7 protein-coding genes are annotated in these 14,108 nt (G+C 76.3%); 3 read left to right on the forward strand and 4 right to left on the reverse strand.

Translation table 11 applies throughout. The features are described 5' to 3' along the window. Positions 1 to 59 precede the first annotated feature (59 nt). Positions 60 to 7,580 carry a type I polyketide synthase gene (locus J7W19_RS30585; RefSeq protein WP_004954611.1) on the reverse strand — a complete coding sequence of 2,507 codons (7,521 nt, stop codon included), beginning with the start codon at positions 7,578 to 7,580 and terminating at the stop codon, positions 60 to 62. Between the two features lie 334 nt (positions 7,581 to 7,914). Between J7W19_RS30585 and J7W19_RS30590 the strand changes: the two genes are divergently transcribed. Beyond that, positions 7,915 to 9,048 carry an SDR family oxidoreductase gene (locus J7W19_RS30590; RefSeq protein WP_004954608.1) on the forward strand — a complete coding sequence of 378 codons (1,134 nt, stop codon included), beginning with the start codon at positions 7,915 to 7,917 and terminating at the stop codon, positions 9,046 to 9,048. A gap of 7 nt (positions 9,049 to 9,055) precedes the next feature. On the opposite strand, the gene J7W19_RS30595 is transcribed toward J7W19_RS30590, so the two are convergent. Then, the gene (locus J7W19_RS30595) at positions 9,056 to 10,354 is read right to left on the reverse strand and encodes a WS/DGAT domain-containing protein (protein WP_004954606.1); all 1,299 of its coding nucleotides are present in this window, start codon (positions 10,352 to 10,354) and stop codon (positions 9,056 to 9,058) included. A gap of 147 nt (positions 10,355 to 10,501) precedes the next feature. Then, a complete protein-coding gene (locus tag J7W19_RS30600) occupies positions 10,502 to 11,257 on the reverse strand; it encodes a TetR/AcrR family transcriptional regulator (RefSeq protein ID WP_078588267.1) in 756 nt (251 codons plus the stop codon). A 131-nt stretch (positions 11,258 to 11,388) separates the two neighbouring features. Here J7W19_RS30600 and J7W19_RS30605 point away from each other — a divergent pair, with 131 nt between their 5' ends. Both J7W19_RS30605 and J7W19_RS30610 read left to right on the forward strand, forming a co-directional pair. Continuing rightward, entirely contained in the window at positions 11,389 to 11,640 is a 252-nt protein-coding gene (locus J7W19_RS30605) for a hypothetical protein (RefSeq protein WP_004954598.1), read from the forward strand. 341 nt (positions 11,641 to 11,981) lie between these two features. Beyond that, positions 11,982 to 13,196 carry an IS110 family RNA-guided transposase gene (locus J7W19_RS30610; protein ID WP_004956465.1) on the forward strand — a complete coding sequence of 405 codons (1,215 nt, stop codon included), beginning with the start codon at positions 11,982 to 11,984 and terminating at the stop codon, positions 13,194 to 13,196. Between the two features lie 223 nt (positions 13,197 to 13,419). Here the strand turns inward: J7W19_RS30610 and J7W19_RS30615 are convergent, their stop codons facing one another. Continuing rightward, complete coding sequence (locus J7W19_RS30615; RefSeq protein WP_004956181.1) at positions 13,420 to 14,067, reverse strand: class I SAM-dependent methyltransferase; 648 nt, start codon at positions 14,065 to 14,067, stop codon at positions 13,420 to 13,422. Positions 14,068 to 14,108 lie beyond the last annotated feature (41 nt).

Raw genomic sequence — 14,108 nt, forward strand, 5'->3', positions numbered from 1 at the left:
CCCCGTTGCGGGGCCACGGAAAAGGTAACGGGGCGTCGTGCCGGAGAGCGCCGTCCGCCTTATGCCTCCTGCGTCCCCGCCGGCCTCTCGTCGTGACCACTGTGGCCATCGTGACCGCCGTGACCGCCGTGACCGTCCCGGCCGTCCCGGCCGTCCTGGCCGTCCCGGCCGTCATGGCCATCGCGGGATCCCGTTCCGTCCCGTTCCCCGGCGTCGTCCCCGCCCCCCTTCCCCTCCAGGCCGAGCCCGAGGCGCAGTTGGTGGGCGACGCCGGTGATGGTGCCGTTGCCGCTGAGCAGTTCCATGGGCGGGATGCGGACGTCGTACGTCTGCTGGAGCGTGGCGAAGAACTGGGTGCCCGTCAGCGAGTCCATGCCGTAGGCGTCGAGCCGGGTGTGCGGGTCCAGGCCGTCGGGGGAGGTGCCCAGGGCATCGGCGACCAGCCGGGTGAGTTCCTCGACGAGGAGGTCGAGGGCGGCCTCGGCGGGCATGCGGCGGAGGGCGTCCAGCCGCCGTTCGCGCGCGGTCCCGTCGTCCGCGGCGCCGGCGGGCACGAGCGCGCCGAGGCGCGGGCGGGTGGCCTGGGGCAGCAGGGCGGCGACGCGCGGCCAGTGGTAGCGGCCGGCGCCGACGACGTCGGTGGTCGCGGGCAGGCCCTCGGCGACGGCCAACGCCCGCCGTGACGTGAGCGGTTCGACGCCCACGGCGGCGAGGCCGTCGAGGAGGCCGTCGCGGGCGGCGTGGCCGGTGTCGGAGAGGGCGCCCCAGGCGACGGCGAGACCGGGCAGCCCCTCCCGGCGGCGGCGCCGGACCAGGGCCTCCACCGCCAGGTTCCCGGCGACGTAGGGGGCCTGGTGGACGTTCCCGAGCAGGGCGGTGCCGGAGGAGTGGCACAGGAAGAGGTCGCACTCCCGGTCCCGGGTGAGGCCGTCGAGCACGGCGGCCCCGGTCGCCTTCGGCGCCAGCACGGCGGCGGCCCCGGCCTCGTCCAGTTCGGTCAGCGGCGCGTCGTCGTACCGCGTCGCGGCGTGCACGACCCCGCGCAGCGGGAAGCCGGTGCGGTCGATCTTCCTGACGACGGACCGCATGGCCTTCGCGGAGGTGACGTCTGCGGCGTACGCGGTGGCCCGGACACCGCGGGCCGCCAGCGCGGCCAGGACGGCCGCCGCCTCCGGGGCCGCCGCCCCGCGCCGGCTCACCAGGGCGATGTGCCGGGCGCCGCGGTCGGCGAGCCGGCGGGCCGTGACGGCACCGAAGCCGCCGGTCCCGCCGGTGACGAGGTAGGTCCCGTTCGGGTCGGGGCGGTGCGGGCTCGCGGCCGGTTCGACGGGCGGGGGCTCGTCGTCGGGTTCGAAGGTGACGACGACCTTCCCGATGTGCCGCGAATGCCGGAGGAGGCGGAACGCCTCGTGGACCCGGGCGGCGGGGAAGGTGGTGTGCGGCAGGCCGTGGTAGGTGCCGTGACCCAGTTCCGCGATCAGCGCCTCGTCGATCAGCCGGGCGCAGAAGGCCCGGTCGGGGAGGAGGGCGGAGATGTCCAGGCCGAAGAAGGCGATGTTGTTGTCGAAGGGGTGCAGGGGCAGCGGCTTGTTCTCGTGGATGTCGCGCTTGCCCAGCTCCACGAACCGGCCGCCGGGGCGCAGGAGTTCCAGGCCGCGCACGACGGCCTCGCCCGCCAGGGAGTTGAGGACCACGTCGACGCCGCGCCCGCCCGTGAGGGCGCGGACCCGGTCGGCGAAGTCCGGGGCGCGGGAGTCCAGGACGTGTTCCATGCCGAGGGAGCGCAGGGCGGAGCGTTTGAGCCCGCTGCCCGCGGTGGCGATGGGGTGCGCCCCGTGGTGCCGGGCGTAGCGCAGCGCGGCCAGGCCGACCGCGCCGGCGGCGCCGTGGACCAGGAGGGTCTCGCCGGGGCGCAGCCGGGCGAGGTGGCCCAGCCCGTAGTGGGCGGTGATGAGGGCGATCGGCGCGCCGGCGCCCTCGGTGAAGGCGATGCCGTCGGGCAGCCTTGTGAGCCAGTGGACCGGTGTGACCGTGTGGGTGGCCAGGCAGGAGGGCGCGACGCCGACGACCCGGTCGCCCGGCCGGAATTGCGTCACGCCGGGGCCGCAGGCGGTGACGGTGCCGGCGCACTCGATGCCCGGGCCGCGCTCGGAGGGCGTGCCTTCGGTCAGTTCGCCCGGCAGCAGCCCCATGACCTGCATGACGTCCCGGTAGTTCAGCCCGACGGCGCGTACGGCCACCGCCACCTCGCCGGGGCCGGGCCGCGCGGGGACGGTCTCCGTCCACGACAGCCGGTAGGACAGCCCGGGGTCGCGCAGCCGCAGGCGGAAGGCGGTCTCGCCCGGCCGCATCCGCACGGGGGCCGTGCCCGGCCGTTCCCTGGGCACGAACCGGCCCTCGGGGGTGAGGACGACCTCGTCCTCCTCGTCGGGGGCGACGAGTTCGCGCGCCAGGCGCTCGGCGTCGGCGGCCGGGTCGCCGGTGCGGGACAGGGCGATCCGGCGGGTGTCCAGGCGCGGGTGCTCGTTGGCGAGGGTGCGGGCGGCGCCCCAGAGGGCGGCGGCGGCCGGGTCGGCGTCCCGTACCGGGCCCGGCAGCGCGTCGTGCGGGTGGGTGACCAGCCACAGCCGCGTCCCCGGGCCGGAGTCCCGGCGCGCGTGGGCGGCGGCCAGGGCGCCGAGCGCGGCGATGGTCCGGGCGGCGTGGGCGGTCGGGGCGTCCGGGCCGGTGCCGGCCGTGCGGCCGACGAGCAGGACGACGTGCCGGGTCGCCGCGTCGTCGGCCGGGACGGCGTCGAGCAGGGCCGTCCACTCCTCCGCCGTGCCGCCCGCGCGGCCCGTGGCCACCGCGGGCGCGCCCGGGCGGGTGAGGGCGGCGGCGAGGGCGGTCACCAGCCCGTCCTCCCGCCGGTCGGCGGTCACCAGGAGGAACGCCGCGTCCGGGGGCGTGGCGAGGGGTTGTTCGGGCCGGCGCGGGGTGGAGGGGGCGGCGCCGAGCAGGACGGTGTGCCCGTCGGTGTCGGCGCGGGCGACGTCGGTGAACCCGGCGCGCCGGAGCAGGTCCGGCCAGGCGTCGCCGTCCGGCGGCGGCCGGAGCGCGGGGCCGTCGGCCGGCCCGTGCAGCAGGTCGCGCAGCGCGGTGTCGTGCGCGAGCGAGGTGATCAGGTACCCGCCGGGCGTGAGGAGGGCGGCGGTCCGGCGGAGGGCGGCCTCGGGGTCGGGGCGGTCGCCCGGTGTGTCGTCGAGGACGATGTCGAAGTCCTCGCCGGCTTCGTCGGCCAGGGGATCCGTGAGCTCGACGACGGCGTCGTGGCCGAGCGCCGCGAGCCGGGCGAGCAGCGCGGGCCGGGCGGCGGGCGGCACGCCGGTGAGGCGGTAGTGGGTGCGGTCGGGAGGCAGGACGGGGAGCAGCGCGACGGCGGTGGCCCCTTCGCCGGTGTCGAGCACGCGCAACGGCCGTTCGGCGGGCCAGAGTTCGGCGACGCGGGAGAGCGCGGCGCGGAGCAGCCGGCAGCGGCGCCGCTCGGCGGGCAGCGTCTCCTGCACCAGCTCGGCCGTCTCGGTGTGGTCCGCGGGTGGGGCGTCCGGCGCGGCGGTCCAGTACCGGTCCGCCGCGGCGGCCAGGGCGAGGGCGGTGCCGAAGGCGGGGGCGGCGTCCAGACAGCGGTGGGCCGGCGCGGCGGTGTCGTGGTTGTCCGCGGTCAGCCGGTGGCGGCCGTCGCCGAGCGGCAGCGCGGTGCCGTGCCGGCACATCAGGTCGAGCAGCCGCAGGGCCCAGGCCCGGTGCCCGGCCGACGGCTCGGGGCCCAGCAGGTCCGTCACGGCGAACGGCGCGCGGGCGTCGGGGAGGAGCCGGGCGAGGGCGTTGGCGTGGTGCCGGGCGGCGAACTCGTCGAGGGCGTCCCGGGCGCGGCGCTCGTCGCCGGGGCGGAGCGGCGGTTCGGGCGGGCGGAGCGCGTCGAGGATCCGCCGCGGCGGGGGCAGCGGCGCGGGGGAGCCGGGCCGTCCGGGGCGGGGCGCCGCGCGGAGGGCGGTGTGGTGGACGGTGACCGGGGTGCCGCCGCCGACGGACGTCCGGCGCAGCCGGCAGCCCTCGACGTGCACGGTGACACGGCCGTCGGGGTCGGTGAGGGAGAGGTCCCACCGGACCTCGTCCTCGCTCCGGAAGAGTTCCCGGGCCCGGACGAATCCCGTCGCGGACGGGGTGTCCCACACCCGGACGGCCGCGATCGAGGCGGGCAGGAAAGCCTGCCCGGCGTCGAGCCGGTCCGCGAGCAGCTGCACACCGGCCTGCAGCGCGCCGTCCAGCAGGGCCGGGTGGACGACGTACGGCGCGCCCGGGGCGTCGTGCCGGTAGGCGGCCAGGACCTCGGCGGGGCCGGCGCTCAGTTCGGTGAGCACCTGGAAGGCGGGTCCGTACTCCAGGCCCGTCGCGGCCCGGTCGCGGTAGTAGTCGGCGGCGCGGACGTGCCGCGGGCAGCGCGCGCGGACGGCCGCCGGGTCCACCGGGGCCGGCCGGGGGGCGGTCAGGGTGCGGACGCGCGCGGTGGCGTGGACCCGCGGGGTGTCACCGGGACGGGCGGTGCTGGTGATGGTCATGGTGCCGTCGTCCGGGCGCAGGGACGACTGGAGCGCGAGGGCGCCGGGGTCGTCCCGGGGGATCACCAGACCGCTGCGGATGAGGAGGCGTCCGACGTCGAGCGGGCCGTCGCCCAGGGTGCGGCGGCCGGCCGCCAGGGCCATCTCGACGTACCCGGTGGCCGGTAGGAGGACGGCACCTTTGACGCGGTGGTCGGGGAGCCAGGGGGCCGCGACCGGCTCGACGGGGCCGTGCCACTGGGGGTGCGGGGCGGGTACGCGCTCGCCGAGCAGGGGGTGGTCCAGCACTCCGTCGCCGGGGTCGCGGAGCCACGAACGGGGGCCGCCCGTCCAGTGGCGCCCGCGCTGCCAGGGGTAGGCCGGCAGGTCCACGACGCGTCCGGGGCGGAAGGCGGGGCCCGAGGCGCCGGCGCCGGCGGCGATCAGGGCGGCCACGGTGGTGGCCAGGACCCGCGGCCCGGCGTCGGCGCGGCGCAGGGTGGGCAGCACGGTGACCGGCTTCCGGCGGTCCCCTCGGGTGCTCCTGCGCAGGTAGCCGGTCAGGACGGGGTGGGGGCCGAGTTCGAGGAGGACGTCGGCGCCGTCCTCGTGCGCGAGCGCCGCCGCGTCGGCGAAGCGCACGGGCCGGCGGATGTTGTGCCACCAGTAGTGCGCGTCCAGCTCGGTGCCGAGCAGTTGGGTCCCGGTGACGGTGGAGTAGAACGGGACGGTGGCGGGGGACGGTTCGAGACCGTCGAGCGCCCGGGTCAGCGGGGCCTCGCAGCCGTCCATGGCGGGGCTGTGGAAGGCGTAGTCGAGGTCCAGCTCGTGGAAGAGGACCCCGCGGCCGCGCAGCCGTTCCCCGAGGGCGGCCAGGTCGGGGGCGGGTCCGGCGACGGTGACGTCCCGCGGGCTGTTGATCCCGGCGAGCACCACGGTGTCGCCGTACCGGGCCAGGACGTCCGCCGCCTCCTCGGCGGACAGGCCGACGGCGGCCATGCGGCCGGCGCCGCGCGTCGGGGCCTGGACGGCGGAGCGTTCGGCGATCACCCGGGCGGCGCCCTCGGTGTCGAGCACGCCGGCGGCGTGCGCGGCGGCCACCTCGCCGACGCTGTGCCCGAGGACGGCGGACGGCGTGATCCCGTGCGCGCGCAGCACGGCGGTGGTCCCCAGCTGGACGGCGAGCAGCAGCGGTTGGGCGCACTCCGTGGCCTCCAGCCGCCAGGAGCCGGGCGGCCGGGTCAGGGCCTCGGCGACGGACCAGCCCAGCCGTGGGGCCAGTCGGGCGTCGAGCTCGTCGACCGCGTCCCGGAAGACCGCCTCGCGGGCGTACAGGTCGGCCCCCATGCCCGGCCACTGGGAACCGTTGCCGGAGTAGACGAACGCCACCCTGCCGCGCCCGGCGGCCTTCCCGACGGCTCCCTCGGGGGCGTCCGGTGCGGGGCCGTCGGCCGTCAGCGCACGCAGTGCGCGCGCCGCCTCGCGGGCGCCGGTGGCCAGGACGACCGCGCGGTGCTCGTGCCGGCCGCGCCGCCACAGGGTGCCGGCGGCGTCGGGGAACTCCCGCTCCGGGCAGGCGTCGAGGCGGTCCGCGAGCCGGGCGGCGGCCTCGCGGAGCGCCCGCGCCGAGCGGGCGCTCACCAGCACCGGCAGCGGGCGCGCGGGGGGCGCGGGGTCCGGCTCCGGCGCGGGGTCGGGCGCGGCGACGAGGACGTGCGCGTTGGCCCCGCCGAACCCGAAGGAGTTGACGCCCACGACCGCCCGCCCGGACGCGGTCACCGGCAGCTTCCCGGTGGCCGGGCGCAGCCCCAGCCCCGCGAAGTCGATGGCGGGGTTGAGCGGTTCGGCGTGCAGCGAGGCGGGCACCGTGCGGTGGCGCAGCACCAGGAGGGCCTTGCAGAGCCCGGCCATCCCGGAGGCGGGTTCGAGGTGGCCGAGGTTGGACTTCACCGAGCCGATGGGCAGGTCCCCGGTGATCCGGCGCATCCCCAGGGCGCGTCCGATGGCGGTCGCCTCGACGGGGTCGCCGACGTGGGTTCCGGTGCCGTGCGCCTCGAAGTAGACCAGTTCGTCGGGATCGACCCCGGCTTCGGCGGCCGTGCGGCGCAGCAGCTCTTCCTGGGCCTCGGTGCTGGGCAGGAACACCCCCGGGGTGTGGCCGTCGCAGTTGGTCCCGGTGCCGAGGATCACCCCGTGCACGCGGTCGCCGTCGGCGAGGGCGTCGGCCAGGGGCTTGAGCAGCACCACGCCGCCGCCCTCGGCGCGGACGAAACCGTCGGCGTGCGCGGAGAAGGCCGCGCACCTGCCGCGTGCCGAGAGCATGGACGCCTGCGAGAAGCCCACGAACTGCTGGGGATTGAGCAGGATGTTGACGCCGCCGCACAGGGCCGTGCGGCAGGAGCCGTCCCGCAGGGCGCGGCAGGCCCGGTCCAGGGCGACCAGCGCCGAGGAGCAGGCGGTGTCGACGGACATGCTGGGGCCGCGCAGGTCGAAGGCGTGGGAGACGCGGTTCGCGGCAAGGGCGAGCGCGCCGCCGACCATGGTGTAGGGGGTCACCTCGCGCGGCGCCGGCATCACGGCGTACGAGCCGTCGGAGATGCCGACGAAGACGGCGGTGTCGGTGCCGGCCAGCCGGGCGGGATCGACGGCCGCGTCGTCCAGCGCCTCGGCGGTCAGCTCCAGGAGCAGCCGGTGCTGGGGGTCCATGGCGGTGGCTTCCTTGGGCGAGATGCCGAAGTAGGCCGCGTCGAAGCCCGCCGGGTCCTCCAGGAAGCCGCCGGCGGCCGTGTAACTCTTGCCCGGCCGGGGGTGGCCGGTGTCGACGAACCGGACGGGGTCGAACCGGCCGGGCGGCAATGTCGTGATCATGTCACGCTCTTCTTCGAGAGCCGCCCACAGCTCCGCCAGGCCGCCGATGCCGCCCGGCAGCCGGCAGGAGGCCCCGACGATGGCGATGGCCGCACCGGGATCCCGGCCGGCGCCCTCTCGTCCGTCCGCTTCCATGTCCACGGCCCTCCCCTCGCGCCCGCCGGTGTCGAGGCCGCCCGCAGCCGTCGGGCCGCCCGCCGGTGTGCGCGCCGCCGACAGGCGGGGAGGCCGGCGACCGGCGGGCTCGTGTTATGTCTTCACGGGAAAAGGGCAGTTAAGCGCACTGGCGGGGGCATTCACCCGTCCAGGTGAAATCACCCCAAGAGGCGTGGCCGGACGGCCGGTTGGCAACAGCTATGCGGGGAGGGAGTACCGGAACCAGGCCCGGCTCGCCGTGCGTTCCGCGGCATTTCCCCACCCGCTGGAGAACCGGGTCCCGGTACGCCCGGACTGCCGGAAGGACGTCACCATGTCCGTGCTCATCACCGGCGCCACAGGGTTCGTCGGCAGCCGTCTGCTCCACCACCTCCTGAGCCAGGACGACGACACCCCCGTCATCGTCCTCGGCCGCGACGCACCCGAGGTGTTGCTCGACCGCATACGCACGGCCGTCGGCTGGCTGGACGTCAACGGGACGGTGCGACCAGGGGCGTTCGGCCGGCTGCGCTGCCTGCGCGCCGACCTGGCGGGCCGGGGGCCGTTCCCGGACGGCGCGGCGCCCGCCGGCCTCACCGCCGTCTGGCACTGCGCCGCCGCCACCACCCTGCGCGGGGACCCCGTGCCGGTGCACCGGGTCAACGTCATCGGCACCCGCCGCGTGCTGGAACTGGCCGACCGCGTCCCGGCGGCCCACCTCGTCCACGTCAGTACCGCCTACGTGGCCGGCCGCCGCGCCCACGGCGTCATCCGGGAGACGGACCTCTGCGACGCGGCCGGCTTCCACAACGCCTACGAACAGAGCAAGTTCACCGCCGAGCGGATGGTCCTGCGGTGGGCCCGCGACGCCCGGCGAACGGTCACCGTCCTGCGGCCGAGCGTCCTCGTCGACGACCGCCCCGCCCCGGAGGGACTGCCTCGGCACCCCTTCGCCGTCCTGTCCCGCAGCGTGCGCGCGACCCTCGACGAACGCGCCGCGCGCGCCTCCGCCGCGGCGCGCCCACCAGGGACGGCGCTCTCCCAGGGAGCGCTGCGCTTCCGCCTCCCGGGATCCCCGGACGGATCGCTCAACCTCGTCCAGGCCGACTGGTCCGTCCGGGCCATGGTCCGCGCCGTCGCCGCCCACCGGGGCCCCGGCGTGCTCACCGTCCACGTCACGCACCCGGACAACACGCCGGTGCGCGCCATCGCCCGGGCCTTCGAAGCGGTCCACCCGGGCCTGTCCGTCGAGATCACGCCCAGGATCGGCGATCCCACCCGGCTGGAGGCCGCCATGCTCGGCGACTTCGGCTTCATGACGGCGTACAGCGCCCAGCACCGCGCCTACGACCGCACCCACCTGCTGGCGTGCACGGGCGACCTGCCCGACCCCCGGCCTCTCGACGGCGCCTACCTCGAACGCGCCCTGGCCGTCCCCCCGCCCGGGCGGACGGCCGCAGGTTCATGACGGGCCGTCAGCGAACCGGCCCGCCCGGGGCGGCCGCCTCGCACAGCTCGCGCGCCGCGGCGTCGAACCATCCGGGGAGGCGGTCCAGTCCACCGACCTCCGGGCACGTCGTGAAGCCGACGCACACCTCGCCGCCGTAGTCCATGAAGGCGACCGAGAACGGGTGGCCCGAGGGCAGGAACAGCATCGGCACCACGTGGTCCACCCGGAAGCCCGGCGCCCCGAGACCCCCGGGCGGCCCCGGCACGTTCGACGCCACCAGTGAACCGACCCGCGGCCGGAGGCCACGCCACGACGTCCACGCCGCCAGGGCGTCGGGACACCGGCGCAGCAGTGCCTCCACGTCCGGACGCGCGGAGCGCCGCCGCACCGTCCGCGTCCGCGTCGCCACCGCGGCCAGCCGGCGCAGGGGGTCCGGTTCGCGCAGGGGCAGGAGCACCCGCGCGCCGACGAACCGGTTGCCGTCGGCGGGCCGGTCGGCGTCCTCGCGCAGGGTGACCGGCACCATCGCCCGCACGCCGCGCGGGACCCGGTCGCCCCGCTCCCGCGCCCACGACCGCAACGCCCCTGCCAGGCAGGCGAGAAGGACGTCGTTGACGCTCGCACCGGACGCGGACAGCAACGGGCGCAGCGGCGCGGTGCGGACGAACGTCCACCGGTGGAGCACGGGTGCCCCGGGAGCCCGGTCCGGCACCCTCGCCAGGCGCGCGGCCGGCGGGACGCCGAGGGCGACGTCGGCCAGGACGAGTGCCGCCCGGCACACGCCCCACACGCTCGCCGTCCCCCGGTCGTCCCCGGCGGCCGGAACGCCCGGGGCGGGGGCGGATTCCGGCGGCCGGGCGGAGCCGCCGAGCATCCGGCCGACGAGCGAGGTGACCGCGCTGCTCCCCACCCCGTCCAGCAAGGCGTGGCGGACGCGGGGCACCAGCGCGAACGCCCCCGGCGCGTACCCCGTCACCAGCCACAGGTCCGCACCGGTGGCCGGCAGCGGCGCGACGGCCAGCCGGCCCAGCACCGCGCGCAACCCCGCCTCACCCGAGCCGCGTTCGGCCCGTTCCTCGAAGACGTGCCGGTCCAGGACCTCGTCCGTCTCGGCTCCCTCGGGTGCCAGTTCCGGAAGCAACAGGGCTGACAGGCGCGCCATTTCGCGCAGTCGCGTCCTGGACGGGGCGATGCCCGAGCACAGGAACGCCTGCGCGATCACCGGTGGGGTGGTCGGGTGGCGGCGCTCGTAGGCGGTCCAGGTCCGCGCCCAGAAGTCGTACCTTCCGGGGCGCGGGGCGGGGGTATCGGCGGACAGGGGCACGGCGGTCCTCCTTCTCCGCGGGACGTGTTGCCGGAAGTGTTCCCACTTCGGCCGCCCCGTCGGCGGAGCGCGCGGAACTCCCCGCGCGGCGCCGCGGGACGACCCGTCCGCCCGGCACCGGACGGTGCGACGACGGCGTCCGCCGCGTCAGCCCGGCCCCGCCGCGAAGATCCGCTCCAGGTGGTGGTCCACCGTGCGCCGTACGTCGGCCACGCTCCGGCGCCCGTGCAGCACGTCGATGCTCAGCCCGACGACGCCGGACACCAGCAGGTCGGCCTCCCGCCGCGGGTCGACCGGCGGCAGCCCGGCGGAGCCGGCGGGAAGCCGGGTGATGAGCGCGGTGACCAGGTCCTCCAGGGGCTGGGCGTCGTGGAGGAACACCCGGGCGAGCGCCGGGTCGGTGAGGCTGCGGGCGTAGTACGCGGCGTGGACGCGCAGGGCGACGCGCCGCCACTCGTCCAGCGGCAGGAACTCGTCGAGGACGGCCCGCAGCAGCGCCTGTGGGTCGGACGGCCGGCGCAGGGCCCGGACCCGGGCGTCGGCCTGCCGCGCGCTCTCCTCGTGCAGCATGCGCAGCGCGGCGACGAGCAGGTCGTGCTTGCTGTCGAAGTGGTACTGGACGACGCGCAGGGACACACCGGCCTCGGCGGCGATCTCCCGCATGCTGGCCGCGTGCAGCCCCCGCTCGGCGGCGACGCGCCAGACCGCCTCGGCGATCTGCCGCCGCCGCCCGGACGGGGCCGGTGCCGGGGTCTTCGGAGCGGGCGGCGGCGGGTCCTTCCGGCGCCGGTAGGCCCGGGCCTGGCAGCCGCGCGAACAGTACACGGGCGGCCGCCCCCGGCCGGCCGGCGCCAGCGGTGTGCGGCACACGCGGCAGGCCGGCACCTGCTTTTCGTCACGCATGTGCCCAGGGTAGCCGCAAGAAAGTGTGATGTTACGGCGGAATGCCCTGCGGAACCCGGCCATTTCCGTCCCGCTCGTGGTTACGCTCGTAACGTCCCTACGGAGAAAGACACGACACGGCGGGAGCGGTGATGGACGAGGCCGGGTACCGGCTGGGCATGGCGGTGGCGTTCATGCTCGGCCTCTGGGAAGGGGTGATCGCGATCGTCTACCGCGCGTTCACCGACAAGGAGGCCGGCGTGATGACCGCGGTCGACTACCTGCCGAGCCCATGGTGTTACGTGGCCGGCGGGACGGTCGTGTTGGTCGCCGGTGCCGTCGTGGAGGCGCTCGACCGGGGCCGCAAACGGCTGCCGGCACGGCGGGAGTCCCCGGGCGGCTGACCGGGCGGCCGTTCCGGGTGGTGTCCCGTCCCGCACGACATGCGGGGCGGGACGGGACACCACCTGTTCCCCGTTACCTTTTCCGTGGCCCCGCAACGGGGCGCCTGGCCCCCGGGCTCGGTATGGCTGTGTGCCCCCTGTCGAAGTACATGACCTGGGGGGTGTTGCCGCCGGGCTTCGGGGCACCGCTTGACCGCTGATGAGGGGCCTGACGACCACTCTGGTTCGGCGCAATGCCGGACCGCTTCACGGGTGGCATGTCTGCGTAACGTGGTTGCCGGCGTGTGGTGCCGCAGGGACGGCCGGGAGTTGGGGAGACGAGTGGCGAGGGGCACGCGCACATGGTCGACACGACCGCGACAGATCTCTTCCTCGGCCTGGACCTGGGCAAGGAGTTCCACCACGCCCACGGCCGGACCGGGGACGGCAGGACCGTGCACGACAAGCGGCTGCCCAACACCGAGCCGAAACTGCTGGAGCTGTTCACCAAGCTGGTGGCGAAGTTCGGTACCGTCCTGGTGATCGTGGACCAGGTCGCCAACATCGGCGCGCTGCCGCTGACGGTGGCCCGCGCGAGCGGGTGCCGGGTGGCCTACCTGCCGGGACTGTCGATGCGGCGGGCCGCCGACCTGCATCCCGGTGAGGCCAAGACAGACGCCCGCGACGCGTTCGTGATCGCCGAGACCGCCCGGACCATGCCGCACACCTTGCGCGCGGTGGACCGTGACGACGAGGTACTGGCCGAGCTGACCATGCTCACCGGCTACGACAACGACCTGGCCGGCGAGGTGAACCGCACCACCAACCGGCTGCGCGGCCTGCTCTCCCAGATCCACCCCTCCCTGGAACGCGTGCTCGGCCCGCGCCTGGCCTACCCCTACGTCCAAGCCCTCCTGGCCCGGCACGGCTCCCCGGCGAAGCTGAAGAGACTCGGCCGGGCCCGCTGCGAGGCCCTGCTCAAAGCGCACGGCTCGCGCAAGGCGAAGCAGCTGGCCGGGGAGATCTCCGACGCGCTGGCCGAGCAGACTCTCGTCGTTCCCGGCACCGAGGCGTCCGCGCTGATCGTTCCGGGCCTGGCCGCTCAGCTCGCCGCCGCCCACACCCAGCGACAGGCCACCGAGCAGGAGATCGCCGCCCTGCTGGAGGCCCTCCCTCTTTTCCACCTCCTGACGTCCCTGCCCGGCATGGGCGTCAGGACCACCGCCGCGGTGATCGTCGCGATCGGTGACGGCACCGGCTTCCCCACCGCCGGACACCTCGCCTCCTACGCCGGACTCGCCCCCGCAACGAAGTCCTCGGGCACCTCCATCCGCGGCGAGCACGCTCCCCACCGCGGCAACCGGCTCCTCAAACGCGCCCTGTTCCAGGCCGCGTTCGCCGCGACCGGCTGCAAGAGCGACCCGTCCTCGCGGATCTACTACGACCGCCAGCGAACCCGCGGCAAGACTCACACCCAGGCGATCCTCCGCCTGGCCCGGCAACGCGTGAACGTCATCCACGCGATGATCCGCAACGGCACCCTCTACGAACCCCGCGCCCTCGACCTCGCTGCCTGACACCCACCCCACCCCCTGCCTCTTCCAGCCCGCTCCATCCCGTCACCGGCACGGCCACCCCCGCCACGCCGGCCACCGCCCTGCCCGCACCGCACCCGAGCCGCCGGGAACATCCCGCTTCGCGGGACGTTCCCGAAAACCAGCACGAACCCCTACGAACCAGCCCCGCCAGGGTTGACGAAACAGATAGGGGCACCCCCCCTCGGGCCGGATGGTTCGCGGGTCAGCGCAGGCGTCGGACGCGCAGGACGTGGTCCACGCGGAACCCCGCCTCGCCGTCCGGCCCGGTCGCCTCCGTCCGCAGCGACTCCCGGACCTCGACGCGCCGGTCCGGCGACGGCAGGCCCATCGCCGCGAGGAGTTCGTCCGCGGTGGGGAAGCGGACGTCCGCGTGGGCCTGCCGCTTCCAGGACGGGCTCTGGGCGTGCCCCACGAAGAGGAGGACGCCGCCGGGCGCCACCGCCGCCGCGGCGGACCGGACGATCCGCTCGACCGGCAGCTCCAGGGGCGAGTGCAGGAACTGGAGGGAGACGAGGCCGTAACCGCCCTCGGGGGCCTCGGGGAACGACGTGCCGAGGTCGTGCCGCCGCCAGCCGATCCGGTCCGCGACCCCCGCCTCGGCGGCGTGCGCGGCCCCCCGCTCCAGCGCCGTCGCCGAGACGTCCACGGCGGTGACCTGCCAGCCCCGCGCGGCGAGCCAGATCGCGTCGGCCCCCTCGCCGCATCCGAGGTCCAGGGCGGTGCCCGGCGCGAGCCCGGCCGCCTCCCGGACCAGCAGCGGGTTGGGCCGCCCGCTCCACACGCGGTCGTCGCGCCCGTAGAACTCCTCCCAGAAGACCTCGGGGGTGGGCTGCGGCCGGGTGTCCGTCATACGGGGTCTTCCTCACTCTGCTCACCGCGTCACCGCGGGGC

Source organism: Streptomyces mobaraensis NBRC 13819 = DSM 40847 (assembly GCF_017916255.1).
Taxonomy (GTDB): Bacteria; Actinomycetota; Actinomycetes; order Streptomycetales; family Streptomycetaceae; genus Streptomyces; species Streptomyces mobaraensis.

Bases quoted from the DNA above. Each gene is read 5' to 3' on its own strand.
- J7W19_RS30585 (WP_004954611.1), bottom strand. From the start codon at position 7,580: ATGGAAGCGGACGGACGAGAGGGCGCCGGCCGGGATCCCGGTGCGGCC.
- J7W19_RS30590 (WP_004954608.1), top strand. From the start codon at position 7,915: ATGTCCGTGCTCATCACCGGCGCCACAGGGTTCGTCGGCAGCCGTCTG.
- J7W19_RS30600 (WP_078588267.1), bottom strand. From the start codon at position 11,257: ATGCGTGACGAAAAGCAGGTGCCGGCCTGCCGCGTGTGCCGCACACCG.
- J7W19_RS30605 (WP_004954598.1), top strand. From the start codon at position 11,389: ATGGACGAGGCCGGGTACCGGCTGGGCATGGCGGTGGCGTTCATGCTC.
- J7W19_RS30610 (WP_004956465.1), top strand. From the start codon at position 11,982: ATGGTCGACACGACCGCGACAGATCTCTTCCTCGGCCTGGACCTGGGC.
- J7W19_RS30615 (WP_004956181.1), bottom strand. From the start codon at position 14,067: ATGACGGACACCCGGCCGCAGCCCACCCCCGAGGTCTTCTGGGAGGAG.